The 25,399-nt window shown below is 70.4% G+C and carries 18 protein-coding genes; 11 read left to right on the top strand and 7 right to left on the bottom strand.

Annotated elements, in window-relative coordinates; genetic code table 11:
• Positions 1 to 24 precede the first annotated feature (24 nt).
• Positions 25 to 1,167 carry a glutamate--cysteine ligase gene (locus ACIA8G_RS04565; protein WP_396416855.1) on the bottom strand — a complete coding sequence of 381 codons (1,143 nt, stop codon included), beginning with the start codon at positions 1,165 to 1,167 and terminating at the stop codon, positions 25 to 27.
• Between the two features lie 88 nt (positions 1,168 to 1,255).
• Here ACIA8G_RS04565 and ACIA8G_RS04560 point away from each other — a divergent pair, with 88 nt between their 5' ends.
• From ACIA8G_RS04560 to ACIA8G_RS04550, 3 genes are all read left to right on the top strand, one after another.
• Entirely contained in the window at positions 1,256 to 1,786 is a 531-nt protein-coding gene (locus tag ACIA8G_RS04560; RefSeq protein WP_396416854.1) for a GNAT family N-acetyltransferase, read from the top strand.
• Positions 1,787 to 1,800: 14 nt separating this feature from the next.
• Entirely contained in the window at positions 1,801 to 2,604 is an 804-nt protein-coding gene (locus tag ACIA8G_RS04555) for a lipoyl protein ligase domain-containing protein (RefSeq protein ID WP_396416853.1), read from the top strand.
• A 119-nt stretch (positions 2,605 to 2,723) separates the two neighbouring features.
• Entirely contained in the window at positions 2,724 to 4,481 is a 1,758-nt protein-coding gene (locus ACIA8G_RS04550; protein WP_396416852.1) for a CocE/NonD family hydrolase, read from the top strand.
• Here the strand turns inward: ACIA8G_RS04550 and ACIA8G_RS04545 are convergent.
• Genes ACIA8G_RS04545 through ACIA8G_RS04535 form a run of 3 tightly spaced genes read right to left on the bottom strand, consistent with a single transcriptional unit; the run spans position 4,475 to position 7,183 of the window.
• Positions 4,475 to 4,864, bottom strand: a complete 390-nt coding sequence (locus ACIA8G_RS04545) for a VOC family protein (RefSeq protein WP_396416851.1) — start codon at positions 4,862 to 4,864, stop codon at positions 4,475 to 4,477. The two genes, ACIA8G_RS04550 and ACIA8G_RS04545, sit on opposite strands and share 7 nt — an antisense overlap.
• A gap of 14 nt (positions 4,865 to 4,878) precedes the next feature.
• Positions 4,879 to 6,420, bottom strand: a complete 1,542-nt coding sequence (locus tag ACIA8G_RS04540) for a Dyp-type peroxidase (protein ID WP_396416850.1) — start codon at positions 6,418 to 6,420, stop codon at positions 4,879 to 4,881.
• A 7-nt stretch (positions 6,421 to 6,427) separates the two neighbouring features.
• Positions 6,428 to 7,183: a hypothetical protein gene (locus ACIA8G_RS04535; RefSeq protein ID WP_396416849.1), complete on the bottom strand. Its 756-nt coding sequence runs from the start codon at positions 7,181 to 7,183 to the stop codon at positions 6,428 to 6,430.
• A gap of 575 nt (positions 7,184 to 7,758) precedes the next feature.
• Here ACIA8G_RS04535 and ACIA8G_RS04530 point away from each other — a divergent pair.
• The 8 genes from ACIA8G_RS04530 to ACIA8G_RS04495 are packed head-to-tail and all read left to right on the top strand — an operon-like array spanning position 7,759 to position 20,770.
• Positions 7,759 to 8,694 carry a DUF1702 family protein gene (locus tag ACIA8G_RS04530; protein WP_396416848.1) on the top strand — a complete coding sequence of 312 codons (936 nt, stop codon included), beginning with the start codon at positions 7,759 to 7,761 and terminating at the stop codon, positions 8,692 to 8,694.
• Positions 8,695 to 8,713: 19 nt separating this feature from the next.
• The gene (locus ACIA8G_RS04525) at positions 8,714 to 10,582 is read left to right on the top strand and encodes an FG-GAP repeat domain-containing protein (protein ID WP_396416847.1); all 1,869 of its coding nucleotides are present in this window, start codon (positions 8,714 to 8,716) and stop codon (positions 10,580 to 10,582) included.
• Positions 10,579 to 11,505: an enediyne biosynthesis protein UnbU gene (locus ACIA8G_RS04520; protein WP_396416846.1), complete on the top strand. Its 927-nt coding sequence runs from the start codon at positions 10,579 to 10,581 to the stop codon at positions 11,503 to 11,505. The genes ACIA8G_RS04525 and ACIA8G_RS04520 overlap by 4 nt, the downstream gene beginning before the upstream one ends.
• On the top strand, positions 11,502 to 17,036 hold the full coding sequence (locus ACIA8G_RS04515; RefSeq protein WP_396416845.1) for an SDR family NAD(P)-dependent oxidoreductase: 5,535 nt from the start codon (positions 11,502 to 11,504) through the stop codon (positions 17,034 to 17,036). The genes ACIA8G_RS04520 and ACIA8G_RS04515 overlap by 4 nt, the downstream gene beginning before the upstream one ends.
• Complete coding sequence (locus ACIA8G_RS04510; RefSeq protein ID WP_396416844.1) at positions 17,033 to 17,449, top strand: acyl-CoA thioesterase; 417 nt, start codon at positions 17,033 to 17,035, stop codon at positions 17,447 to 17,449. The genes ACIA8G_RS04515 and ACIA8G_RS04510 overlap by 4 nt, the downstream gene beginning before the upstream one ends.
• A gap of 9 nt (positions 17,450 to 17,458) precedes the next feature.
• Complete coding sequence (locus ACIA8G_RS04505; RefSeq protein WP_396416843.1) at positions 17,459 to 18,691, top strand: ABC1 kinase family protein; 1,233 nt, start codon at positions 17,459 to 17,461, stop codon at positions 18,689 to 18,691.
• Between the two features lie 2 nt (positions 18,692 to 18,693).
• A complete protein-coding gene (locus ACIA8G_RS04500; RefSeq protein ID WP_396416842.1) occupies positions 18,694 to 19,602 on the top strand; it encodes a hypothetical protein in 909 nt (302 codons plus the stop codon).
• A gap of 1 nt (position 19,603) precedes the next feature.
• Positions 19,604 to 20,770, top strand: a complete 1,167-nt coding sequence (locus ACIA8G_RS04495) for a Type 1 glutamine amidotransferase-like domain-containing protein (RefSeq protein ID WP_396416841.1) — start codon at positions 19,604 to 19,606, stop codon at positions 20,768 to 20,770.
• A 109-nt stretch (positions 20,771 to 20,879) separates the two neighbouring features.
• Here ACIA8G_RS04495 and ACIA8G_RS04490 read toward each other — a convergent pair whose 3' ends face one another.
• The 3 genes from ACIA8G_RS04490 to ACIA8G_RS04480 form a co-directional block, all read right to left on the bottom strand.
• Complete coding sequence (locus tag ACIA8G_RS04490; protein WP_396416840.1) at positions 20,880 to 23,192, bottom strand: immune inhibitor A domain-containing protein; 2,313 nt, start codon at positions 23,190 to 23,192, stop codon at positions 20,880 to 20,882.
• On the bottom strand, positions 23,192 to 24,520 hold the full coding sequence (locus ACIA8G_RS04485) for a M28 family peptidase (RefSeq protein ID WP_396416839.1): 1,329 nt from the start codon (positions 24,518 to 24,520) through the stop codon (positions 23,192 to 23,194). The genes ACIA8G_RS04490 and ACIA8G_RS04485 overlap by 1 nt, the downstream gene beginning before the upstream one ends.
• Before the next feature lie 71 nt (positions 24,521 to 24,591).
• Positions 24,592 to 25,344 carry a hypothetical protein gene (locus ACIA8G_RS04480; protein ID WP_396416838.1) on the bottom strand — a complete coding sequence of 251 codons (753 nt, stop codon included), beginning with the start codon at positions 25,342 to 25,344 and terminating at the stop codon, positions 24,592 to 24,594.
• Positions 25,345 to 25,399 lie beyond the last annotated feature (55 nt).

Raw genomic sequence — 25,399 nt, 5'->3', positions numbered from 1 at the left:
AGGCGTCCTGGGTGCCGGCTGCGGTCAGCTCGCGGTGGTCTCGCGAGGGTCGGCCCGGTCCGCGCGATCGACGTCGAGCAGGCTCAGCAGCGGTTCCGGCTGGCCCTGGCGGAACACGCGGCGTTGACGGTCCGCACCGCCACCGTGACCGTCCAGCAGACGCAGGCCCCGTCGCACCGCGGCCAGATCACCGTTTGCCTCGAACACGGGGGCGAGCCGCCGGACCAGGTCGTCCAGTTGCAGCCGCACCGGCCGCAGCCCGCCGGACACCACGTCCAGCGTACTGCCCCGCAGCCCTTCGTTGGCCGCGCCCCAGCACGCCTGCCGCAACGTCTGCTGCGGCACCGGCTCAGCCTGCACACCGTTTTCGACGTCGACAACCGCCTGTGCGACGAGGGCGCGCACGAGCGCCGCGAGCAGCACCGCGTCGTCCACGCTCGCCGCGACGTCCGCGATCCGCACCTCGACGGTCGGCAGGTCGGTGGCGGGCCGGACGTCCCAGTAGACCATCGCCCTGTCCAGCGCGGTGCCCGCCTCGATCATGGTGTCGCAGACCTCCTCGTAGTGCTGCCACGAGGTGAAGACCGGCGGCGGACCCGACACCGGCCAGCGCGACCACACCGTCGAACGCCAGCTCGCGAAGCCGGTGTCCGCACCATCCGAGAACGGCGAGTTGGCGGTCACCGCGGCCAGCACCGGCAGCCACGGCCGCAGGTGGTTGCACACCTGAACGGCGGTCTCGCGGTCGGGCACGGCGACGTGGACGTGGCATCCGCAGATCAGCTGTTGCTCGGCCAGCGCACCGAACTCGCGGGCGATCCGGCGGTACCGCAGGCTGTCCGTGATCTCCCCCGTGGCATGCCCCAACGGTGGCGCCCCGACGGCGATGGCCCGGCAACCGGCCATCCGCGCGGCCCGCGCGACCACGCGGCGCGTGTCGAGCAGCTCACGACGAACCTGCTCCGCGTCGCGGCACACCGACGTGTTGATCTCCACCTGGGCACCGGTCAGTTCGTGCTGCAGCTCGAGACCGAGCTGCTCGCGCGCGACGGTGACGACCTCGTCCGCCCGGTTCGCCGGGATGCCGGTCACCGGATCCACGAGGAGGAACTCCTCCTCCACGCCGACCGTCGGACTCCACGTCTGTTCGGATGGCGCCTCTTCCACGTCTCACCATCCTGCTCATGGCGTCGTTGCGCGCCTGGAACCGCCGAATACCCCTGCGTGGCAAACAGAAACCACTAGCCTGTCGGGCGTGATCCTCACCAGCGCCCGCCTCACGATCCGGCCGTTCCGCGCCGAGGACGCACAGTCGCTCGCGGACTACCGGTCGGACCCGGACGTGGCGCGCTACCAGGACTGGGGCACGCCGTTCCCGGTCGAGACCGCCGCGCGGATGATCGCGGAGATGACCGATCCCGCCGAGCCGGGCTGGTTCCAGTACGCGATCGACCGGGACGGCACCGTGATCGGCGACGTCGGCGTCAACACGCACGAGAACCTCATGCAGGCCGACATCGGCTACGCGCTCGCCCCGGCGCACCAGGGCCACGGCTACGCCACCGAGGCCGTGCAACGGATGCTGGAGCACCTGTTCACCGACCGCGGCCTGCACCGCGTGTCCGCCGAGTGCGACGGCCGCAACGAACGGTCCGCGAAGTTGTTGGCACGGCTGGGTTTCCGCCAGGAGGGCCACCGGGTCGAGCACACGTGGATCAAGGGCGAGTGGACGGACGACCTCCTGTTCGGCTTGCTGGCCGCCGATTTCAGAACGGCTCGGCAATAGCCGACAATCACCGCGTGACCACTGCCGCGAAGAACCACCCCCGGCTGCTCGTGTCCGGGAGCGCCGTGTCCGCGGTCACCGACCTGGTGATCCCGGCACTGTTGCTGCGCACGCCCGACGCGCGGTGGTCCCAGCTCGTCCACATCTACGTGCCCCGCGGTCCCGTGGTCGCCTTCAGCGGCCGGGACCTCCGCTCGCCCGGCATCGCCGCGGCCACCGAGGTCGCCCTGTCGGCCGGATTCGAGGCGGTGGTGCGGTCGCCGGGCGGGCGGATGGTCGCCTACGACAGCGGCGCGGTCGTGATCGACCACCTCAACAGCACCTCCGACCTGCGTCATGCGGGCAGCGCGACCTTCGCCGAGAACGCCGAGTGTCACGCTCGGGTGCTGCGCGGGCTCGGTGACGTCGACGCCCGCGTCGGCGAGGTGGACGGCGAGTACTGCCCCGGCGAGTTCAGCGTCAACGTCGGCGGCAAGGTGAAGGTCATCGGCTCGGCGCAACGCGTGACCGCCACCGGCTCCCTGTTCAGCACGGTCGTGCAGGTGACCGTCTCCGACCGGGTGCGCGCGGTGATCGAGGACGTGTCGGAGGCGCTCGGCTACGACCTCCGGCCGAGCTCCATCGCGGGCCTGGCCGACTACGCGCCCGCGCTGACCTCGGACGAGGTCGCCGCGGCCTTCGCGGCGGACTACCGCGGCCGGCTCGACATGACCGACGGGCCGTTGCCGGCGGAGGTGGTCGCGCACGCGTCGACCGTCGTGCCGAGCGTGTCGCCCTTCCACGTCGACGACTGGACACGCGCGAACCCCGTCACCTGAAGTCGATTTCCTCCCTATATTCATTCGTCGGTTCACGTCTCCATGTGCAGATTGTCCTTCCGGACGTCTCTGCGCTCTCCTTCCCTCCGACACGGACACCCCACGGTGAGGGATTTCGGATGAGAGAACGCAAGGCGCCGTTCCGAGGGCTCGCTCACCTGCTCGGCGCACTGCTGCTGGTGCTGGCGTCAGTCGCCGCTCCTGCCGCGGCGCACTCCTCGTGGGTGCCGCAGCCGGAACCTGCCAGCTACGGCCGCAGCCAGCCCGTGGCGGTGTCCGTCACGATGGACGACGGCGTGGTGCTGGCCGCCCAGGTCGCGTATCCGACCGATCCCGTCACCGGCGAGCGAGCACCGGGCGAGTTCCCCGTGCTGATCAGCCAGAACCCTTACGGCGCAGGGCCGAGGGATCCGTTCGGCGGCGCCGACTATCTCGTCAAGCGCGGCTACATCTACGTCGTTTCAGCGGTACGCGGCAGCGGAGCCTCCGGCGGTCAGCTGGACTGGTTCGGCGCCCGGCAGGGCAAAGACGGTGCAGCGCTGGTGAACTGGGCCGCGCGCAGCCTCACCGGTTCGGACGGCAACGTCGGCCTGGACGGCTGTTCCTACCTCGGCGTGAACCAGTGGTTCACCGCCGCCGCCGTCGGCAAGCACTCTCCGCTGAAGGCCATCGCCCCGTTCTGCACGGACTCGGACTTCTACAACGACCTCGCCGCGGCAGGCGGCATTCCCACCACCTTCGTGCCGGGGATCGGGCGAGCGATCCCGCGCGGGCCGCAGGACGACCCGCTGACCGATCCGCTGTCCGTGACGGTCAACGATCTCCGCAACGGCGGGCCGCGTTCGTACAACAACGAGTACTGGCACGCGCTCAACGTCCAGGAGCTCCTGCCGAAGATCGTCGCGAACGGCGTGCCCGCGCTGTCGCAGTCCGGCTGGAACGACCTGTTCCCCGGCGGCAACCTCGGCGCCTACGTGGCCGCGCAGAACGCGTACTACGGCAGGCCGCTGCACGCGCCGATCAGGACTGGGCAACCGGTCACCGGCCGCTACCAGGCCATCGTCGGGCCGTGGACGCACGGCCAGCACGTCACCGGTGACGTCCTCGCGAACATCCGCAAGGAGTGGTTCGACACCTGGCTCAAGCGCAGGCCCACCGGCATGGCGAAGACCGCGAAACCGCTGCACGTGTTCCAGAACGGAGCGAGCCGCTGGGTCGACACCGCCGCGTGGCCGCCGTCGCCGCGCACGGAAACCTTCTACCTCAACGACAACAGCGCGTTGACGACCACGAAACCGGCCACGCCCGGCACGGACGCCCTGAGCTGGTCGACCCCGTCCCCGCTGACCTACACCACCGCTCCCCTGCCCACGGCCAAGGTGCTCGACGGGCCGATCAACGTGAGCGTCCACCTCACCTCGACCACGCCGGACGCCCAGGTGACCGCGACGGTCAACCTCGTCGCACCGGACGGCTCGGTCACCAAGCAGGGCGGTGGCGTGCTCCTGGCCGGCATGCGCGAACTCGACACCCGGCAGAGCTGGTACGGCACGGGCCACTCCCTCATCAAGGCCGCGCACCCGTTCACCCAGTCCAGCCAACGATTGCTCACTCCCGGCGAGGCCGTCCGGATGGACATCTCCGTGCTGGCGAACTTCACGCTGATCCCGGCGGGTCACCGGCTGCAGGTCGTGCTTTCCAGCCAGGCTCCCGATTTCCACCTCCAGCTGGCGCCGACGCCCCAGCAGCGCGCCAACCTCGAGCTCGGCCAGTACCGCATCAGCCGGGCACCGGGAGCGGCTTCCTCCATCACGCTGCCGCTCGCACCGCCCGGCATGTTCGCCACCAGCCCCGTCAACTGGGGCCCGTCCTACTGAAGCCCGGTCAACGGATCCCGGAGGTACTCGGCGAACTCGACCGTGTTGCCGTCGGGATCGGTGGTGGCGATGTCCCTGATGAACCCACCGGCCTCGACGATCTCGCCGGTGAAGGCGATCCCGCGAGCCGTCAGCTCCTGGATGGTCCGGTCGAGGTCGGCGGTCCGGAAGATCAGGTGGGCGCCGCATTTGCGGTCGTCCGCGCCGCTCCTCGGTTCGTACCCGCCGAAGATCGAGATGCGGACCGGGCCTGCCCGCAGGGCGAGCAGGCCGAGCTGGGGCATGTCGTCCAGCACCGCCAGACCGAGCTTGTCCACGTAGAACTCGCGGGCCCGCGCGACGGACTGCACGTGCAGCTCGACGTGATGGACTTCCAGATCCACGACCGGTCACCCCTTCATCGGGAAAGCACATCTCGAAGCGCGGTAAGGGAAGGAGCGAAGAAGTAGCCTCCACCCGTGGGCACGACCCAGTCCAGTGTCGTTGTCAGCGTCGCCCGCTCGCCGTTGCTCCCGACGAGGACGAGGGATCGGGTGCGACCGCTCAACGACGAGCCCCGCCGCCCGATGAGCAGGTCCATTCCACCTGGTTCGGCGAGTGGCTGGGACCGGGTGTTGGCCCAGATCGTCGACAGGAACTCAAAACCCTGGCGCAGGGATGCCTGATAGCAGACGAACATGAGACCCCGATCGCCAGGACCGTGGTCGAACGGTATGCCACGGCGCAGGATCAGGTGCGTGAGGCTGTCTGAGGCACCCGGCTGGTCGCGTGGGTTCATCTTGCGGATGTGCCCGCCGTGCGGGCACAACGCACCGCCTGGGTCCGGCAGCGCGGGAGGAAAGTCATCCGGCGAAACCCCTGGCACGACCGGCAGTGGTGGTCTCGCGTTGAGGTAGCCGAACGCGTTGGCCGGTCCTCTCGCGGCGCCTAAGAGCTCGTCGTCGGCCCGCGGTGACCGCACGAGTGGGGCACCGCTCGGCCACCTGCCGACGAGCAGCGCCGCGAGGCGGTCCGGGGTGATGCCCGCAAAGCCCGGCCGGACTGCCAACTCCCCCGCTGACTCCTCCAGGAAACGCCGCAGTGTGTCGACGTCCTGGCGAAGCCGGCGAATCACCACGAGGGAACCGTGCCGCGCCCAGTGCGGGAAGACCGGCAGCGGGGGTAGCGGCGCCGGATCGGTCGCCGACGCCCGTTGCCGGGGCAGGCCCAGCACGAACTGGCCCGGCCAGACCAACGGCTGGCCGCGGCGCGCGAACAGGAGGGTGACGGGGTCGGACTCGTCGATCTCGATCTCTCTCGGCGTGAGGAACGTGGTCTCGTCGAGCCGCCCGCGCACACCGGGATGCGAGATGCCGTCGCGGAATCCGAAGTGTTCGTGGCCAGGCCGATCGGCGATCGCATCGCACCGTTCCCGCCAGACGATCTCGTAGCCCGGCGCGAGCAGCGCGGCGCACTCGGCTTCTCGCGTGGCGAGCGCGTCCGGAGACTCGCTCGCCACCAGGACCACGGCGTCCACCAGGGTGGTGGTGCCGCCGAACAACCACCCGCTCGGATGACCGTCGTCGGTCGCCACCACCGGGTCCCCGAGGAACGCCGACCGGCGCGCGAGGCCGAGCTTGAAGGAACGATCGGCGAAACGCCCGACGTCGTTGAGGTTCGTGAGCCGGGTGAGGCCGGTCGCCGTGAACGCGATGCCGACCCAGGTGGCCACCAGGCCGGCCGCTTCGCCCCGCCGTGAACGGGCGGAGCGAAAGGCCGCGTTGAACGCCGCGACGTCGCGCAGCGAGGAGATCAGCGGTACCAGGTCGCCGAGTGATCTCTTCGCCGCGGCGGCATCCACCGTCTTCAGGAAGAGGAACGTCTGATGGGGCTTGCGAAAGCCGGCGAGCACGTCGCCCTGGACGTCGTCGACCGGAAGCACCGGTTCCACCGGGATCATGACGTGATCACGCCGTGCGGGAGATGGCCCTTTCCACGAGATCGAAAAGCTCACCCTCGTCGGCTTGCAGCTGCGCGTCGATCGGGTGCGCCAGTGCGAGCAGGCTCGCGGCCGGCGTCTCCGGCAGCGCCGTGCCGTCCTTCGCCGCCGCACGCAGGTCGTCCACCGAGTCCAGGGCGATCGGGCCGAGCAGCTCCGGGTTCGACCCCACCGGTGGCACCTTGTCGACCCGCGTGCCGAGCAACGCCTTCGGGCGGGTGTGCAGGTTGCCGAACGGGGTCTCGAAGATTCCGTTGGGGTTGAAGAAGAGCCGGGCGGGCAGGCCGCTGTCGCCGAGCGACTGGGCGGCGCCGAAGGAGGCCTGGAAGATGTCCGGGTACTCCCGTTTGAAGGTGGCGCCGAGGATGCAGCGCATGGGGCCGTACTCGGTCTCTCCCCTGGCGTCCAGGTTGAGGATCTGCAGCCAGATCGTCTCCTTGCCCGCCTCGAAGAAGCCGGGCGGGATCGCGATGAAGTCCTCTTCGGACAGTGTCGTCGGCAGGTCGGCGCCCTTCGGCAGGGCGAACTCGACCCGGTGATTGGCCTCTGGCCCCTCGTAGATGAACGGTTCCGACCGCACGACGGTCTGCACCGCGGCGGGCCACGTGTAGGAGAAGACCTGGCCGGCGAGGTCGCCCTTGTTGACTCGCACGGTGAAGACGAAGTGGCTGAGGAAGCCGTCGATCCCGGCCGGGGGGAACGACTGGCTCGAGGGTTCGGACACGGGACACTCCCTGTCTCTGCCGTCGTGGGAACGCCGCAACCCGGCGTTCTGCTGATGACTTCGACGACGCCCACAGGAGCACCGGATGCGCGGTCCGGCTTGTCAGAGCACCGCACGGGCGTCGCCGAAGTACACGTCGCCGAGGCCGGAACCATCGACGGCGAGCCGTATCGCTATCGGAATTAGTAGCTAGCCGGAGAACCCCACCTAACCACTTCCGCGCGGCGAACCCAACCGCACCGGCGGCTCGTCACACTAATGTCGCAAACCGGAACCCGACGGCGCGACGAAGATCGTCTTGGCAGGACGTGAGCGCTGCGCATGATCCAGGGAGAGGCCTGCTGATCGGGCGCGGACCGGTTGACTGGTCACTATTGGAGCTGGTAGTAACTTAGCCCTTGGAACAACTTCCAAACGGATCTCGGGGGAGGACCGTATGGATGATGACAGGCGCGGCCGATGTGCCGATCCGGCCTGATCTCACCACTCCGCACCACGTGCACCCGCGTTCGACGCGGGCACATCACCTTGCGCTCCAAGGCTTCTGAGCGCCGGTGTGATCTCTGGGGGTAGCTGTGCACGACCAGGACGCCGATTTAGGCGAATCCCGCAGAACAGTGGCATTACCGATGGCGATGGCCGACTTCGGGCGGCGTGGTTTCCGCACCGATCGGCCGGAGGCGCGCGCCGTGCTCGAGCGGCACGCCCGCAGTTTTCTCACCGGGTTCAACGAGGCTCTCGCGCACTGGCGGGAAGTGCACGACCGCCTCGCCGCTTTCGAGGACGCCGAACGCGGCTTCGCCTACGAGGGCGCCGCCATGTACGCGCGCATCCGCGACGTGGTGACGGTGGGCCGTGGCCGTGCGGTGAACCGGCTGCTCAGCGGGCGCGGGGAGGGCTACCCGCACCTGATCCGGGTCGGCACCGGCTGGTGGCGGGGCATGATCCGGTCCAGGTTCGCGCCGCGCGCCACGGGCGCCGGGTTGCTGTGCTGGTTGTCCGAGGACGGTGCCGGGTTCGCCGAGGCGTATTTCGGCGGGCATCGCGTGATCAGCCGCCGGTGCGGCGCGCGGCCAGGTCCCGCCTGGCAGGCCCGGATCGCGGGGCACGGCAGGGCGTTGTGGTTCGTGGAGAGCGCTGACGTCCAGGGACTGCATCGGTTCATCACCGCGCAGCCCGCAGTCGCTCATTCCCAGCTGTGGTGCGGTGTCGGGCTCGCGTGTGCCTACGCGGGCGCGACCGACACCGCCGGACGCACTGCGCTGCTGGACGCCAGTGGACCGCACGCCTCCTGGCTCAGGCAGGGCGTGGCGTTCGGTGTCGCCGCACGCCAGCGGGCAGGCATCGTGCCCGGCCACACCCGTGACGCCGCACTGGAGTTGTGCGGCGCGGAACCCGCCGTTGTGGCCGAGTGGACGGACCTGGCCGCGCGCCACCTGGAGACGCGGACCGACATCCACGCCTACCTCGAGTGGAAGACACGTCTGAAGGAGATCGCCGCACAACGTTGATCTGTTGTTTGGGGGAGCAATGCCACACCTCGCACGCCGGCTGCTGGCTGCAGGAGTCGCGGTCGGGCTCAGCGTCACCACCGGGTTCTTCGTCGCACGGCCCAGCCTCAGCGAGCAGGAAGCGACCGGCACGGCCGCGAGGTTCGCTTTCGAGGTCACCAAGTTGAACAGCGCTCCGGCCGACGCCAAGTACGTCCGCACGGTCGCGCCGGGCCTGAACGCCATCAACGGCTGGATCTCCGCGGTCGGAGCCGCCGTCGCACTCACCGACCTGCGCGGGCTCGGCCGATCCGCGGACGCCTGCCTGGTCGATCCCAGAGACGACTCGGTGCGACTGCTGCCGGTGCCGGGAGTGGGAGGCCCCGGCTACGAGCCGATCAAGCTCGTGCCGGACGGTCTGCCGTACGACTCGACGATGGCTCCGATGGGCTGCACGCCCGCGGACGTCGACGAGGACGGCGACGTCGACTTCGCCGTCTACTACTGGGGCCGCTCCCCCGTCATCTTCTTCAACACGGGGGAAACCGGCAAACCCCGGTTCCGCGCCACCGAACTCGTCGAGCCGGTCGCGGTGTGGAACTCGACCGGTCTCAACGCGGCCGACGTGGACGGTGACGGGCACCTCGACCTGATGGTGGCCAACTACTTCCCGGACGGCGCCAGGGTGCTCGACCCGAACGCGACGACCGACAGCCGGATGTTCATGCAGCACTCCATGGCACTCGCGAACAACAGCGGGGTGAACCGCCTGCTGCTCACCAGCCCGACCGGCTCCCCTGACACGATGCCGAAGCTGAAGGACGCGTCGACGGCGATGACCGACGAGGTCGCCCGGTCGTGGACGCTCGCGATCGGCATGCAGGACATGACCGGCGACGGGCTGCCGGAGATCTACCTCGCCAACGACTTCGGCCCAGACCACCTTCTCGTCAACAGGTCCACGCCGGGCAACGTGCGGCTCGAGGAGGTCGTGGGCGACCGCGACCTCGTGACGCCGAAGTCCGAGGTGCTCGGCCGGGACTCCTTCAAGGGCATGGGCGTCGCGTTCACCTATCCCGACAACACCGACCTGCCGACGATGGTGGTCAGCAACATCACCACGCCGTTCGCGTTGCACGAGAGCAACTTCGCCTTCACGCCGACCGGCACCGGGGCAGATCTGCTGCGCGGGAAGGTGCCGTTCACCGATCGCAGCGAGGCGCTCGGGCTGGCGCGCAGCGGCTGGTCGTGGGACGTCAAGGCAGGCGACTTCGACAACGACGGCGTGGACGAACTGCTGCAGGCAACGGGCTTCCTCAAAGGTGAGCGCAACAAGTGGCCGCAGCTGCAGGAGCTCGCGCTCGGCAACGACGACCTGTTGCGGTTCCCCCAGGCGTGGCCGAACTTCCGGCCGGGCGACGACCTGTCCGGCCACGAGAACAACCCGTTCTGGGTGCGCGGCCCGGACAAGCGCTACAGCGACCTCGCGGGCCGGATCGGCATCGGCGAGACGTGGAACTCGCGCGGCATCGCACTGGGCGACGTCGACGGTGACGGCAGGCTCGACGCGCTGGTCTCGAACCAGTGGGAAGACTCCGTGTTGCTGCGCAACAAGAGTCCTGACACCCGAGCGGCGGCGTCGGTGCGGCTCGAGGTGCCCGCGGCGAACGGCACCCGGCCCGCGATCGGCGCGCAGATCCGCACCGGTTCGGCCAAGGCACAGCTGTACCCGGCCAACGGACACGTCGGCGTGTCGGCGGCCGAAGTGCACGTCGCGCTGGGCGACCAGTCCGAGCGCGCGGAGGTGACGTGGCGCGACCGCACCGGCCTGCACCACGCCGAGGTGGACATCAAGGCAGGCAGGCAATCCCTGCTGCTGCGGCCCGACGGAACGGTGGTGGCGCGATGAGCACCGAGACGCCCCAGAAGCTCGACACGATCCAAGAACCCGATGCGCCACCGCAGCCGGAGAAGACCACCGCGGTGGTCCGGCCGAAGCCGGACAACCGGGTGCGGGCGCTGCGCCGGTTCGCCATCTCCATCACGGTCTTCAACCTGGTCGGCCACCTGTTCCTCGGCTTCGAGCAGGCGCCGATCGTGCCGATCACGACGGTGCTGGTGAGCTACGCGACCGCGTTGCTCTTCGAGTTCCTCGACGCCTGGGCGTTCGACCGGAAACCGGAGTACGCGACCGGGCTCGTCACGTTCCTGCTGCCGCCGCACATCACCGCGCTGGCGTGCGCGATGTTGTTGTGGGGCAACGCGTCCCTCTGGCCCTACATCTTCGCGGTGGTGGTCTCGAACGCCACCAAGTACGTCGTGCGGCTGCGGGTCCGCGGCAAGCTGAAGCACGTGCTCAACCCGTCGAACGCGGGCATCGTCGTGGTGCTGCTGTTGTTCCCGTGGGTGGGAATCGCGCCGCCGTACCACTTCACGAACAACGTCTCCGGCGCGCTGGACTGGATCATCCCGCTGGGTCTGCTCATGGCGGGCACGATGCTGAACGCCAAGCTGACCGGGAAGATCCCGCTGATCGCGGGCTGGGTCGCCGGGTTCGCCGCGCAGGCCGTGCTGCGCTGGCTGCTGCTCGGCCACGCGTTGATCGGCGCACTGCTGCCGATGACGGGCCTCGCGTTCTTCCTGTTCACCAACTACATGATCACTGATCCGGGCACGACGCCGGTCGACAAACGCAGGCAGATGGTGTTCGGCGTGACCGCGGGGCTCATCTACGGAGTGCTGGTCGTGAGCGGCGTGTCGTTCGGGCTGTTCTTCGCGCTGGCGATCACCTGCGTGCTGCGCGGTGTCGTGCTGGCGGTGCGCCGCACATGAACGAACCCGTTGCCGTAGTGGGGATCGGCTGCCGCTACCCGGACGCCGCGAACCCCGCCGAGCTGTGGCACACCGTGCTCGGGAAGCGGCAGGCGTTCCGCAGGCTGCCACCGGACCGGCTCCCGGCGGAGTACCTCGGTGATGGCCCGGACTCGACGTACGTCACCCACGCGGGCCTGCTCAACGGGTGGACGTTCGACCGGGACGCGTTCCACATCCCCGGCCGCCTCCACCGCGCCGCCGACACGACGCACTGGCTCGCGCTCGACACCGCCGCCAAAGCGCTGGCGGACGCCGGTTTCCCCGGCGGCGAAGGCCTCGACCGCGATCGCAGCGGTGTGGTCATCGGCAACTCGCTCACCGGCGAGCTGACCAGGGCGTCGACCGTCCGGCTGCGCCTGCCGTTCCTGCGCGGCGCCGCCTCGGCCGCACTGCAGGAGGCCGGCGTCGACCCCGAGGTGGCCGAGCGGGTGCTGGAGTCCTTCGGCCAACGGGTTCGCGCGCCGTTCCCCGAGCCGGACGACGAAACGCTGTCCGGCGCGCTCGCGAACACCATCGCGGGCCGTGTCTGCAACCACTTCGACTTCCACGGCACCGGATACACCGTCGACGGCGCCTGCGCGTCGAGCCTCATCGCGATCATGACCGCCTGCCGGGCCCTGCGCGACGGCGAACTCGACTTCGTGCTCGCAGGCGGCGTCGACGTCAGCCTCGACCCGTTCGAACTCGTGGGCTTCGCCCGCCTCGGCGCCCTAGCGGTCGACCGCATGCGTGTGTACGACGCAAGTCCCACCGGATTCCTGCCGGGCGAGGGCTGCGGAATCGTCGCGCTGATGCGCGCTTCCGACGCCGCGCGCCAGGGCCTGCGCAGCTACGCCACCGTGCTCGGCTGGGGAATGTCGAGCGACGGCGCGGGCGGACTCACCCGCCCAGGCGTGCCGGGCCAGGTGCTGGCCCTGCACAGGGCGTACGCGATGTCCGGCCGGTCCACCGGTGAGGTCGCGCTGGTCGAGGGGCACGGCACCGGCACCGCGGTCGGCGACCGGGTGGAGCTGGAGGTGCTGCGCCAGGTGTTCGGCGGCTCCGGCCCGGTCGCGCTGGGCAGCGTCAAGGCGAACATCGGCCACACCAAGGCAGCCGCGGGTGCGGCGGGCTTCATCAAGGCCGCATTGGCCGCGCACCACCAGATCCTGCCGCCGACGACAGGATGCGACGAACCGCACGAGTTGCTCGCCGGTTCCCCGGTGCACCTTCTGGCGGATGCTCGCCGCTGGCCGTCCGACCGGCCGCTGGCCGGAGTGTCGTCGATGGGCTTTGGCGGGATCAACGCACACATCGTGCTGGCCGCGGATGCTGTTCGGCCCTCGGCTGGACCGCCGCCGCCGCTCAACTCCCCCGGCCACGAGTTGCTCGCGTTGTCGGCCGGGAGTCCGGATTCCTTGGCCGCGACTCTGGGCTTCGTGGCCGGGCAGGCTTCCCGGTGGAGCCGGGCCGAGCTGCTGGACGTCGCCGCTACTGCTCACCTGGAATTCGATCCGGCTGCGGCGGTTCGGGTGGTGCTGGTCGCTGGGCGTCCGGAGGAGCTGGAGACGGCGGCTCTGGCTGCGGTGGAGTGTTTGCGCGGCTCGTCGTTGGACGGGCCCGGGGTCGTGGTGGATCACGCGGCCGGGTTCGCGCTTGGGCGCGGGCGGGCGGGCCGGGTCGGGCTGATGTTTCCCGGGCAGGCTGCGCCGGTGCGGGCCGGGTTGAGTTGGTGGTCGGATCGGGTCGCGGTGCCGGAGGCGCCTGCCGGGCGCGACGTGGCTGAGGGGGCTGCGGGAACCAGGTCGGCACGACCGCTGGTGGTGCGCGATGCGGCGGCAGGTACCGAGTCGGCACAACCGTCGGCCGCCCACAACACGGCCGAGGCCGCCGCGGCAGGAACCGAGCTGGCCCAGCCCCTGGTGGTCCGGCAGTCCCTGGCCGGACTCGCCTGGCTGGCCGCCCTCGGCTGCCGCCCGACCGCAGCCACCGGCCACAGCCTCGGCGAGATCAGCGCACTGGCGTGGGCGGAAGCACTACCGCCCACCACCGCACTACGCCTGGCAGGGGCTCGCGGCCGCCTCATGGCCGACCTGGGCACAAGCGGCACCGGAATGGCAGGCCTAGCCTGCTCCGCACAAAGAGCGACAGACCTGGTAGCAGGCACGACCGTGGAGATCGCCGGTCTCAACGCCCCCGACCAGACCGCCGTATCCGGCCCAGCCGACGAAATCCGCACGGTCGTACAACGCTGCCGGGCAGCCGGGATCACCGCAACCCCACTGCCCGTGTCACACGGCTTCCACAGCGCCGCAATGCTCCCAGTGCGCGAGCCGTTCCGCGACCTGCTCAAGGAATTCCCCACCCAGCCGCCCACCCGGCCGGTGATCTCCACCGTCACCGGTGCCCAGCTCAACCCCGACGCAGACCTCGCCACACTGCTCGAAGACCAGCTCACGAGCCCCGTCCGATTCCTGGAGGCGGTCACAGAGCTGCGGGAGCGCTGCGATCTGCTGGTCGAGGTGGGACCTGGCGACATCCTCAGCACACTGGCCCGCGGCCAGGTGCCGTGCGTCAGCCTGGACTGCGGTGGCAGCCCGCGCAGGCACGCCGTGGCGACGGCCGCGCTCGTGGCCGCCGGTGCCGCGGACGTGGCGCCGTGGTTCACCGGGCGAGCGCACCGGACGTTGCCGATCAACGCACCGATCACCCTGCTGACCGGACCGTGCGAACGGCCCGCAGAAACCGCCGGCGCACCCACCGAACCGGTGGTCACCTCGGTCCGCGAATCCCTGCCCGCGCTGCGGGAACACCTCAGCAGACGCCTAGAACTGACGGTGCACGGGATCACCGCGCACACGTCGTTGCTCGCCGACCTTCACCTCAACTCGCTGCAGGTGGCTCAGGTGTTCACCGCCGTCGCGGCCGAGCTGAACCGCACCCCGCCGGATCCGTTGCCCGCGCTGGCGGAGGCGACCGTCGGCGAGCTCGCGAGGATGCTCGACGAGCTCCCGCGGAGCACCGGTAAGTCCGATGTGGACGGAGTGCGGCCGTGGGTGCGGGCGTTCACGCACGTGTCCGAACCTCACAGCCGCAAGCAACCCACGCCGACGCGGTGGCACGTCCACGCACCTCCGGGCAGCTGGGTGCACACCCTCGCCACCGACACGGGCACGCCCGGCATGATCGGCTATCTGCCGCTGTCCGCCACCCCGGAAGACGTCGCCGGCCTGCTCCGGGAGATCGGCACCCGGCGGCCGGAACGACTTCTTCTGTTGCACCACCGGCATCCCGCCGCCGCTGCCGCTGCCCGTGCCGCCGCCGTGGAGCTGGGCTGCGCGACCACGGTCGCGGAACTGCCGGAGGCCGCCGACGACTTCGACACTGCGCTAGCCACCGCCGGCGGTTACCTCGAACTCGACCGGCACGGCGAACGGGCCGCGCTCGGAGCGCTCCCGCTCGACGCCGATCGGCCGATCCCCTTGGCCGAGGGCGATGTCCTGCTCGTCACCGGCGGCGTCGCGGGCATCACGGCCCTGTGCGCCGAGGAGATCGCCCGCCGCACCGGGTGCATCCCGGTCGTGCTCGGCCGATCCGAGGTCACGTTCGACGGCCACTACATCACCTGCGACGTCACTGATCCCGACGCCGTCGCCGCGGCCGTGGCCCAGGCCTCCGCCCTCGGGCCGGTCCGCGGGCTCGTGCACGGCGCGGCGGTGAACGAGCCGCTGCCGCTGGAGCGCGTGACCGCCGAGTCCCTACGCAAAGCGTTGCGGCCGAAGGTCGACGGCATGCGGACGTTGCTGCGTGCCACCTCCGATCCCACGCTCGTGCTCGGGTTCGGTTCCGTGATCGGCGCGTTCGGGCTCGCCGGACAGGCGGAGTACGGCGTCGCCAACGACTGGATGCGCGCCGAACTGGAGGACTGGGCGGCCAAGCACCCGGCCTGCCGCACCCACGTGCTGGAGTGGTCAGCGTGGTCCGGTCTGGGCATGGCCGAACGCATGGAGGTGGTGGCGAGCCTGACGGCCCGCGGGGTGCGGCCGATCACGCCGGACGAAGGTGTCGCCGCGTTGATGGCCGTGCTGGAGTCCTCGTCGGCTCCGGTGACGGTGCTGCTCACCGGCCGGATGCCCGCGTCCCCCACGGTCCAGATCTCCGGGCAGGAGTCGCGGTTGACGCGGTTCGGCGAGTCCGTCCGGTCGTCGACGCCGGGCGTCGAGCTCGTGGTGGAGGCGACGCTGGCGGCGGGGTCCGACCCGTATCTCGCCGACCACGTCATCGACGGCGTGCCGGTGCTGCCCGCGGTGATGTGCCTGGAGGCCGCGGCGCAGACCGCCTCCTCGCTCACCGGGGATCGCGATGCGTGGTCGCTGTCCGAAGTGGTCCTGCGGGCACCGGTCACCGTCGAGTCCCGCCGGACCATCCGCGTGGCCGCGTTGACCGACGGCAACGCGATCGACGTGCGGGTGACCGACGATCTCGACGGGTTCGGTTCGGATCGGTCCCGCATGCGGGTCACGCCTGCCCCCGCCGCGCAGCCCGCGATGCCCGCGACGCCACCAGCAGTGCGTACACCAAACCCCTTCTACGACTCCGTGTTGTTCCACAGTGGACGGTTCCGGCGTGTGCTCGGGTACGACGAGCTGTCGGCGTTCCGGGTGCGCGCCTGGGTGAACGCCGGCGAGGACGACTGGTTCGGCGAGTTCCACTCCTCCGAACTCGTCCTCGGTGATCCGGGCGTGCACGACGCGTGCATTCACGCGTTGCTGCCGTGCGTGCCGCATCGACGCGCACTGCCCGTCGCGGTCGAGCGGTTCACCTGCTGGCGGCGCCCCGAGGGACCGGTGCTCGTCACGGCACGCGAACGGGAACACACCGTGGACGAGTACCTGTTCGACGTCGACGTGCACGATCCCGCCGGCCAGGCGGTGGCGCGCTGGGAAGGCTTGCGGCTGCGCGCCACGGCCGCCCCGGCCCGGCGGCTGCCGATGACACTGGTGGGCCCGCTGCTCACCCGCAGGCTCATCGAACTGGGCCTGGCCGACGACATAGAGCTGGTGGCACGGCCGGGCACCCGCGCGGCGGGAGCGGCGAAGGAGCTGGCGACGCGGTGGCTGGGCCGCGAAGTCCGGCACAACGCGAGCAACGCGCTCGTCGCCGACGGTGTCGAGCTCAGCGCCAGCTACACCCGCGACCACGTGCTGCTCGCGCTGTCGTCGCGGCCGGTCGGGGTCGACTGGCAGGCGATCGGCGACGGGGCCGTGCCGCTGGGCTCGCGAGAACACCGGCTGGCACTCGACATCGCGGCACGCACCGGTGAACCGGACCTCCACGCGATGTACCGGGTGTGGACCATCGGCGAGGCGGTGCGCAAGGCCGGGATCACCGAACCCGAACTCACCGATGTCACGCCCGACGGACTGGTCGTGTTCGGCGACGGCGAGACGTACGTGCTCAGCGCCCGCGTGGACGGGGTTGCGGTCAGCGTGGCGGGAACACGGCCATGACCCGGCACTACACCTACCGGCACGTCGTCACGTTCGACGAGACGAACGTCGTCGGCAACGTCTACTTCGCGCATTACCTGCACTGGCAAGGACATTGCCGCGAGCTGTTCCTGGCCGAACGGGCGCCCGGCGTGCTCCTGGCCGTGCGCACCGGCGAGCTCGCCCTGGTCACCGTGTCGTGCCACATGGACTTCCACGCGGAGTGCTTCGCGTTCGACGTCGTGGACGTCGAGATGTCGTTGCGCGGCAGCTCGGGCAACCGGATCGAGATGGACTTCGTGTACCGGCGCGGCCACGACCACGTCGCCACCGGCGGCCAGGTGGTCGCCTGCATGAACCCGACGGTCGGCAGGCCGCAACCGACCCGGATCCCGGCCGAGCTGGCCGATGCGCTCGCGGTGTACGCCGACTGAGGGGGAACGATGTCCGGAGTGCGATCGCACCACGTGGCGTTGCGCGCGGTGGTGCTGGGGTTCGTCGTGCTGATACACCTGGTGATCGCGGTGCCGGTGTTGCTGGTGGCGGCACCGCAAGGGCGACGGGGCCTGCAGAGCGCCTCGCAGAAGCTGGTCCGCGGCCTGTTGGTGCGGCTCGGTCCGAGCTTCGTCAAGGGAGCGCAGATCCTCGCCACCCGGCGCGACCTGCTGCCACCGGCCTGGTGCCACAGCCTCGCGCAGCTGCACGACCGGGTGCCGCCGATGCCCGCCAGGCAGGCGCGCCGGGTGCTCGCTGAGGCCGGTCTGCCGGTCGACGCCGAACCGGTGGCGAGCGGCAGCATCGCGTGCGTCTACAAAGGACTGGCGCCGGACGGCGGTACCGTCGCGCTGAAGGTGCGCAGGCCGGGCGTGGAGCGCAAGATCCGCACAGATTTCGCGGTGATGGCCGCCGGCGCGCGCGTGATGCAGTTGTTGCCGCCGATGCGGCGGCTGCCGGCCAGGCTCATGGTCGAGCAGATCGGCGCGGCCGTGTCCCGGCAGACCGACTTCGGCCAGGAGCTGCGGACGATCCAGGCGTTGCGGGCGACGCTGGCCGATCTCGACCACCTGCGCATCCCCCGGCCGCTGCCCGAGCTGTGCACCGACCGGGTGCTCGTCATGGAGCACGTCGACGGCCTGGACGACGCGGACCCGGCACCCGAGGCAGCACGGCGGGTCCTGCACCTGGTGTACCGCATGCTGTTCATCGACGGACTGGTGCACTGCGACATGCACCCCGGCAACCTCTACCTGCGTCCCGACGGCACGATCGTGCTGCTGGACGCGGGCTTCGTCGTGCGGCTCGAACCGAAGGTCCGCGCGTTGTTCGCCGAGTTCTTCCTCGCCATGGCCCGCGGCGACGGGCCGCGGTGCGCGGACATCGTGCACGCCAGCGCCGCCGAGGTGGCACCGGAGGCCGACCTCGCCGCGTTCCGCTCCGGCGTCACCGCGCTGGTCGACGACACGACCGGCCGCCCGGCGAGCGAGTTCAGCCTCGTCCGCTTCGCCGCCACCCTGTTCGACCTGCAACGCCGGCACGGCCTCTTCGCCGCGCCCGAGTTCGTGTTCCCGCTGCTCGCCCTGCTGGTGCTCGAAGGCCGCATCAACGAGCTCCACGCGGACATCGACTTCCAGGCGGAGGCGATCCCCGTGCTCATCACCGCTCTCCAAAGGAGCTGATCATGACCGTCACCTCCGCCGAAGCACCGCCGATCGCCCGCCGCGGCACCACCGTGCTGGTCAGCGTGCTCGCCGGGTTCGCACTCACCGTGCTGTGGTCCGCGTCCTTCGTGGACCGCGTCATCGGTGACAACGTGGCCGGCACGCTGCTCGGCCACGACGCCAGGGAGACCCCGATCGCGGGCACCTTCGCGGGTGTCGTGTTCGCGCTCGTCTCGGGGCTGGCCGGCACGTTCACCGCGTGCAACATCGCCGCGTTCGGCACCGTCGGACCGCTGTTGCAGGAGGAACCTCGTGGCTGGCGCGCGACGCTGCGCCCGGTCGGCTGGATGGCGGCCGGAATCGTGGCGGTGTCGGCCACCTACGGAGTCGTGGCCGCACTGGTGGGCACCAGGATGCCGCAGTTCGCGACCGCCGCGTCGACCGGCGGGCTGAGCCCGCGCAACATCCAGTCGATGATCGTCTACGGGGTCATCGGCGTCGCGTTCATCTACCTCGGGCTCGCCGCACTGGGCCTGGTGCGCGATCCGCTCGCACGGGTCAGCCGCAGGTTCCCGGCCGCGCCGTTCGTGGTGATGGGCGCGCTGATCGGCGGATTCCTGATCGGCCGGCCGTTCGCTCTGTTCCGCATGATGTTCCGCGACATCGCCGAGAGCCACAACGTCCTTTATGGAGCGCTCGCGTTCACCCTGCAGTCGCTGGCCAACATCCTCGTCATGGCGGTGTTGTTCCTGCTGCTGGCCAAGGGCTTCGGCGGCCGGGTGCGGTCGTGGCTGCTCGCGAAACCGGGCCGCGCGGCACGGGTCACCGCGGTCTCGCTGATCGTCGCGGGCACGTTCACCCTGCTGTACTGGGATCTGCGCGTCCTCGGCCGCGCCGGCCTGTTCTGGTACCCGACGGTGGGATGGTGACGTGCTCGTCATCATCGGCTCCGGCGAGACGTCCCCGACGATGGTGGAGATCCACCGCCGGACCCTCCCCCGCCACGGCACCGTGCTGCTCGACACCCCGTACGCGTTCCAGGAGAACGCCGACGAGGTGACCGAGAAGTCCGTGCGGTACTTTGCCCGCAACGCCGGCCGCACGGTCAGGCCGGTGCCGTGGACCGACCCGCCCGACCGCGCGCTGGCCGCGGTCCGCTCGGCCGGCGCCGTGTTCGCCGGACCGGGCAGCCCCACGTACGCGTTGCGCCGCTGGGCGGGCAGCGATCTCACCGGCGCGTTGCGCGACGTGCTGCGCGCCGGTGGCACCGTGTCGTTCGCGTCCGCCGCGGCCGCGACCATCGGCCGGTACACCGTGCCGGTGTACGAGGTCTACAAGTGCGGCGCCGAACCGCACTGGGCCGGCGGGCTCGACCTGCTGAGCGAACTGACCGGCGTGCCGACGTCAGTGGTGCCGCACTTCGACAACGCCGAGGGCGGCACGCACGACACCCGCTTCTGCTACCTGGGTGCGCGCAGACTGTCCGCGTTGCTCGCCGAACTCCCCCGCGACGCCGTCACGATCGGCGTCGACGAGCACACCGCGCTCGTGCTGGCCAACGGCACCGCGACCGTGCTCGGCAAAGGCGTGGTCACCGTGCTCGGGTCGCTCGGCCGGCAGGTGTTCGGCGTCGGCACGTCGATCAGCGTGGCGGATCTCGTCGCGTGCGGTGGCACTCCGTCCAGCCTGCCGCCGTTCGACGTCACCGCGGCGAGCCCGGAGACCGTGGCGTCACTCGCGTCCACCGCCGCCGTTCGGTTCGACGACGCTCTCTCGGCGCGGGAGGTGGGTGTCGCGGTCGACATCGCCCTCGACCTGGAGCGCACGCTGCGCGAGTGGGCCGCAGACACCAACCTCGACGACGACGTCGAGCACGCGAGCGACGTGCTGCGCCGGATGATCGTGCGGCTCGGCGACCACGCGCGCCAGGGGATGGTGGAGCAGCCCGTCCGGCTCGCCCGCCTGGTCGACGGCATCCAGGCGGTGCGGGCCAGGGCTCGTGCCGCGCACGACTACCGGACGGCCGACGGGATCCGGACCGTCCTGCACCAGGCCGGGGTCGAGGTGCAGGACGGTCCTGTCCAACCGCGGCGGTGACGTCGCGCGCGGTGAGCCGCGGTGGCCCTGTTGGTAGTGGAGAAGTGCTTGATGATGTTGAGTTGGCGGTACTTGCAGACGCCATCAGGGCCACGCGCGGTCCGAGCAACTAGTTGGCCCGTATCACCAACTTCTCCGGGGTCTGCTCCACCACCCGCAACGTCGTCCCCGTCGCCGGCAGCGTCACCCCGCTGTCGCGATACCCGGGATCACAGTGCTGAGCGCGGTCGTCGAACACCGGAGCCGCCGCCGCGGACGGGATCCGCTGCTCGACGCTGAGGTGGTGCAACGTGATCGGGTCGGTCGGCTGCAGCCCGAACGTCGCGTCGTACACCTGCACCTTGCTGCGCCACGGCCCGGTGGTGCCGAACCGGAGCACCTGCGGGTGCGCGTCGACCGGCAGCGCCAGCCCTTCGCACGGGTGCATGCCGACGTTGTTGTCGGTGTTGGAGGTGTCCCAGTACCAGACGAGCAGGCCGTCCTGGTACGGGAAGTGCTCCACCCACTTCGGCCGGGTGCGCTGGAACCCGTGGTTGTACGGGCCGGTGCGCAGTCCGGCGTCCCAGCCGGTGTACGCGCGGTACTCGGCGACGTAATAGCCGGGGTGGTAGGTGTCTTCCAGACCCGCGGTGCGGCTGAACCCGCTGACCACCCACGGGTTCTGCTCGGCCTCGGCGCCGTCGAAGAACACCTCCTTGCCCGCCGCGGTCACCCGGATCGAGTCCGCCATGAACCCCTTCGACACGATCGTCGCGTCGCTGACGTAGCGGAACCTGAGGAACGACAGCGATCCCGCGTACGGACCGAGGTCGTACTTCGCCTGCTTCCACCCCTTCGAGTCGCCGTCGATCGCACCGGTCTTGGGGTCGCCGATCGAGCCGGTGAGCACCTTCCAGCCGGTCCCGTCGTTGATCTCCACGAACGCCTGGTCGTAGCCCTTCTCCGACTGGTACCAGGCGGAGAACTCCAGTGTCAGCGGACCTTCGAACGGCAGGTCCAGGATGGTCAGCATCGTGCCGCGGTCGGCTCCGTAGTGCAGGCCGGACCACCACGCGCGCTCGCCCTGCGGTGGCACGCCGAGCCGGTGTGTCCGCTTCTTCTCCGGCAGGATCGCCACGACGGCTTCGGAGCGGTCGCCCGCGTTGGCGAGCGGGCCCAGTTCGTGCGTAGCTTGTTCCTGCTCGTAGACGACGTCGAAGTCGATCCAGCCCAGCTGCAGCCGGTCCCACGCCGACAGGTTGCCCGGCCTGGTACCGATGTCCTCCCGGCCAGGCCCGAGGTAGTTGCCCGCGGCCATGACCGACCAGTAGCCGACCGGGCCCTCGCCCACGCCGGACGTGTCGTACAGGTCCGGCAGGCCCAGGTCGTGCAGGTACTCGTGGGCGAACGTGCCCAGCCCGCCGTTCTCGGACTGCACGGTGTAGTCCGCCGTCCAGATACCGGTGTCCCCCACGGGTGCGCCGCCGAGCGGTGCGCCGGGCGGGCCGATCAGGCCGAGCTGGTCGACGTGGGAGTACCAGCGGTGCGACCAGATCGCGTCCTCGCCGTACCGGGCGTCGAGGGTGGTCTGGTCCGCTCCCGCGTGCACGAGCTGCAGGTGGTCGACGTACCCGTCGGGCTCGTCGAAGTTCCCGTCACCGTCGATGTCGTAGCGGTCCCAGCGGTCGAAACGGGCGAGGAACTCCTTGATCTGCGCGGGGGTCTTGCCCGCGGCGACTTCGGCGTCGTACCAGGCCTTCATGCCGTCGTCGATCAACGCCCACATGTTCGTGCAGATGTTGCCGCCGCACGGGTAGCCGTTGCTGCGGCCGTACCGCGCCTGGTTGTGCGGCACCTTCGTCCACGGTGAGACGTAGCCCTCGATGGAGTAACGGCCCCCGCTCTGCGTCGTGAGGTAGTTCGCCAGCGAGTCCTGGCCCTGCGTCCGGTCGAAGTAGAGGCGCTCGTAGTAGGCGCGGTCGTAGTTGTTCTGCCAGATCGTGGTGTTGTCCACGAGCCGATTCGGTTTCGGGATGTCGCCGGCCGCCGGGCCCGCGAACTTCTGCGGTCCGGCGAACAGCGGGCTGGTGTCGCGGTCCGGGTAGTCCTGGTGCCGCCGGTCGCCGAAGTCGACGAGCAGCACGAACACCTGGTCCACGTCCTGCATGGTGGTCTCGGCGTAGGTGGTCTGCGTGAGCTCGTCGGACCGCTGGGTCGACATGCCCACCTGCACGGTCTTCGGGATGGTGCGCCGGGAGGTGTTCGCGGCGGCCGGCCCGCGCACCACCTGCTCCAGCGCCTGCTTGCGCAACGCCGCCCGTTGCTCCGCCATCGGGTTGCGCAGCTTGGCCTCCGCCACCGGGGCGTCCACTGCGGGCGGTGCCGCGAAGGCCGCCGGCACGGACCAGGCGACCAACGCGACCACCAGCAACGGGATCCGCATCACGGCCTCCTCGCCAGCTCGATCATCGCGACGAGCGCCGCCGTGGTGTTCTGCCCGATCAACGGGTGGTCGAGGCTGTCCACCGTGTCGCACCGCTTGTGCTGGCACGGGTCGTACGGCTGCCCCGCCGTCCCGCCGAACATCGCAGCCTCCTCCGGCGTCTTGAGCAGCTCCGAACCGGAAAACAACCCGCCGACGGCGATGCCGCGGTCGTGGAACGGCACCCAGTCCGCGTGCGCCTTGCCCGCGAGGTCCACCCGCTTGTGGTTCTTGCGCTGCACGTCGAACCCGAGCTCCAGCGCGCGGGCGATGTCCGGCGCGCCGTCGAGCACACCGCGGATGTAGTTGGGCGAGCCCAGCTTCGACAGGTCGACGTAGCCGCGGATCGCCGCGAGCTCCGGCTGCGGCAGCGACTTCAGGTAGCTCTCGGACCCGATCTGGCCCCACTCCTCCGCGCTCCACCACGCGAACCGCAACCGGGTCGGCAGGTTCATCCGCTTGGCGATGAGCGCGAGCTCGAGCACCGCCGCGGCACCGCTGCCGTTGTCGTTGATGCCCGGTGCGCCCGGCCAAGAGTCCAGGTGCGCGCCCACGACCAGCACGCGGTCCGCGGGACCCGGCGTGTCGACGAACAGGTTGCTGGTCTGGCGCTGTTCGACGAGCTGACGCAGGTTGAGGGTGATCTCGTAGTCACCGCCCGCCGACAACTCGGCCAGCTTGGCGCCCTGCTCGGCCGTCAGCGCGCCGGTGGGCACCACGCCCTGGCCCGGTCCGAGCAGCGTGCCGTAGAGCAGACCGGGCTCGTTGTTGTAGATGAGGACCGCGACCGCACCCGCCGCACCCGCCGTGGCCTGCTTCTGCGTGAACGAGCAGCCGCCGCGGACGACCACCACGATCTTTCCGGCCACAGTGGACGGATAGTCCGCCGGCGCGCAGCCCACCGCCGGTGCCGGCGGCAACGCCACGATCTTCGCCCTGATCCCGCCCGGTGGCGTGGACACGGTGTAGTTGATCACCATGGCGTCCACCCGGACACCGTCCGGCCCGGTCCAGTCGGCCGCCAGCGTCTCGGTGTAGGTGAAGGTGAACTGCTGCTCGCGCACGGTGTACCCGGCGGCGGTCAGGCGCGCGCGAACGTAGTCCTGGCTCTTCGCGAAACCGGGCGAACCCGGCTCGCGGCCACCGGGACCGGCGGCCGCCTCCAGGTGCCGCAGGTGCCGGATGACGTGCTCACCGAGCACGCCGGTGTGCGCCGACGCCGGAACAACCAGACCGGCGGCGACCAGGATGACGCTCGCGCCCAGAGCGATCAGCAGGCGGCGGCGCATGTCGGTGCCTCCTCACTCGTCCTCGAAGGGACCGCGGGGCCGGTCACGGGCACCGGCCCCGCGGCGAACGGTCAGACCTTCGGCATGAACACCTGGCTCATCACCTGCGAGGCGCAGGCGGCCAGCGTCGCGACCTTGGGCAGGTTCGGCGGTGGTCCCTCCCCCGCCATGGCCTCCGGGTTCTGCAGCGCGGACAGCTCGTAGAAGTCCGTGGGCCGCGGGGTGATGAACTGCGAGCCCACCGGCGGCCACTGCGTGACGCTGTCGGACGTCATGATGAGCGGATCGAGGTTCACCGTCGGCCGCCCGTAGGCGGTGAGGATGAGGTACTGGTAGAAGGTGGCCTTGCCGGGCAGCAGTGCCTCCACACCGCCGGGGTTGTCTCCGATCAGCTCGCCCCAGCTCAGCTTGTACGGGTTCTGCTCGATCTCCACCGGCGGGTCCTCCCACTGGAAGTGGGTGAGGATGCGGCTCAGCCTGACCCGAGGCTGCCCGCTTTCGGTGTGGGTGATCTCCCGCTCGGTGATCACGCCGCTGAGGCCCTGGATGCCCGCGCACGCGATGGTGATCGGCCCTCCGGGGCTCGTCGGCGCCTCCAGGTGAGGCTTCGAGAACACGATCTGCCCCTCCGCGGTGACGTCGAAGTCACCGAAGGCGAGCATGGTCGCGAAGTGCTTGCTGCCCGGAATGAGGGTCGGGTCCTGCCTGGCCGCCGCGGCGGCGACGGGGTCGGCCGCCGCGGCCGGCAGCATCGCGTGCGAAGCGGCCACCGCGGCACCCGCCGCGGTACCGGTGACGAATGTTCGTCGGCTTACGCCACTCACAGTAATCCTCCATATCGCTATATCTTCTGATATCTATCTGTGGACACACGTGTGC

This window comes from Lentzea sp. NPDC051213, assembly GCF_044455585.1.
Classification (GTDB): domain Bacteria; phylum Actinomycetota; class Actinomycetes; order Mycobacteriales; family Pseudonocardiaceae; genus Lentzea.
The sequence above is the reverse complement of the archived record's forward strand: the minus strand, read 5'-3'. Positions and strand labels throughout refer to the sequence as shown.

Bases quoted from the DNA above. Each gene is read 5' to 3' on its own strand.
- ACIA8G_RS04500 (WP_396416842.1), top strand. From the start codon at position 18,694: ATGACCGTCACCTCCGCCGAAGCACCGCCGATCGCCCGCCGCGGCACC.
- ACIA8G_RS04505 (WP_396416843.1), top strand. From the start codon at position 17,459: ATGTCCGGAGTGCGATCGCACCACGTGGCGTTGCGCGCGGTGGTGCTG.
- ACIA8G_RS04485 (WP_396416839.1), bottom strand. From the start codon at position 24,520: ATGCGCCGCCGCCTGCTGATCGCTCTGGGCGCGAGCGTCATCCTGGTC.
- ACIA8G_RS04520 (WP_396416846.1), top strand. From the start codon at position 10,579: ATGAGCACCGAGACGCCCCAGAAGCTCGACACGATCCAAGAACCCGAT.
- ACIA8G_RS04515 (WP_396416845.1), top strand. From the start codon at position 11,502: ATGAACGAACCCGTTGCCGTAGTGGGGATCGGCTGCCGCTACCCGGAC.
- ACIA8G_RS04490 (WP_396416840.1), bottom strand. From the start codon at position 23,192: ATGCGGATCCCGTTGCTGGTGGTCGCGTTGGTCGCCTGGTCCGTGCCG.
- ACIA8G_RS04550 (WP_396416852.1), top strand. From the start codon at position 2,724: ATGAGAGAACGCAAGGCGCCGTTCCGAGGGCTCGCTCACCTGCTCGGC.
- ACIA8G_RS04525 (WP_396416847.1), top strand. From the start codon at position 8,714: ATGCCACACCTCGCACGCCGGCTGCTGGCTGCAGGAGTCGCGGTCGGG.
- ACIA8G_RS04540 (WP_396416850.1), bottom strand. From the start codon at position 6,420: ATGATCCCGGTGGAACCGGTGCTTCCGGTCGACGACGTCCAGGGCGAC.
- ACIA8G_RS04510 (WP_396416844.1), top strand. From the start codon at position 17,033: ATGACCCGGCACTACACCTACCGGCACGTCGTCACGTTCGACGAGACG.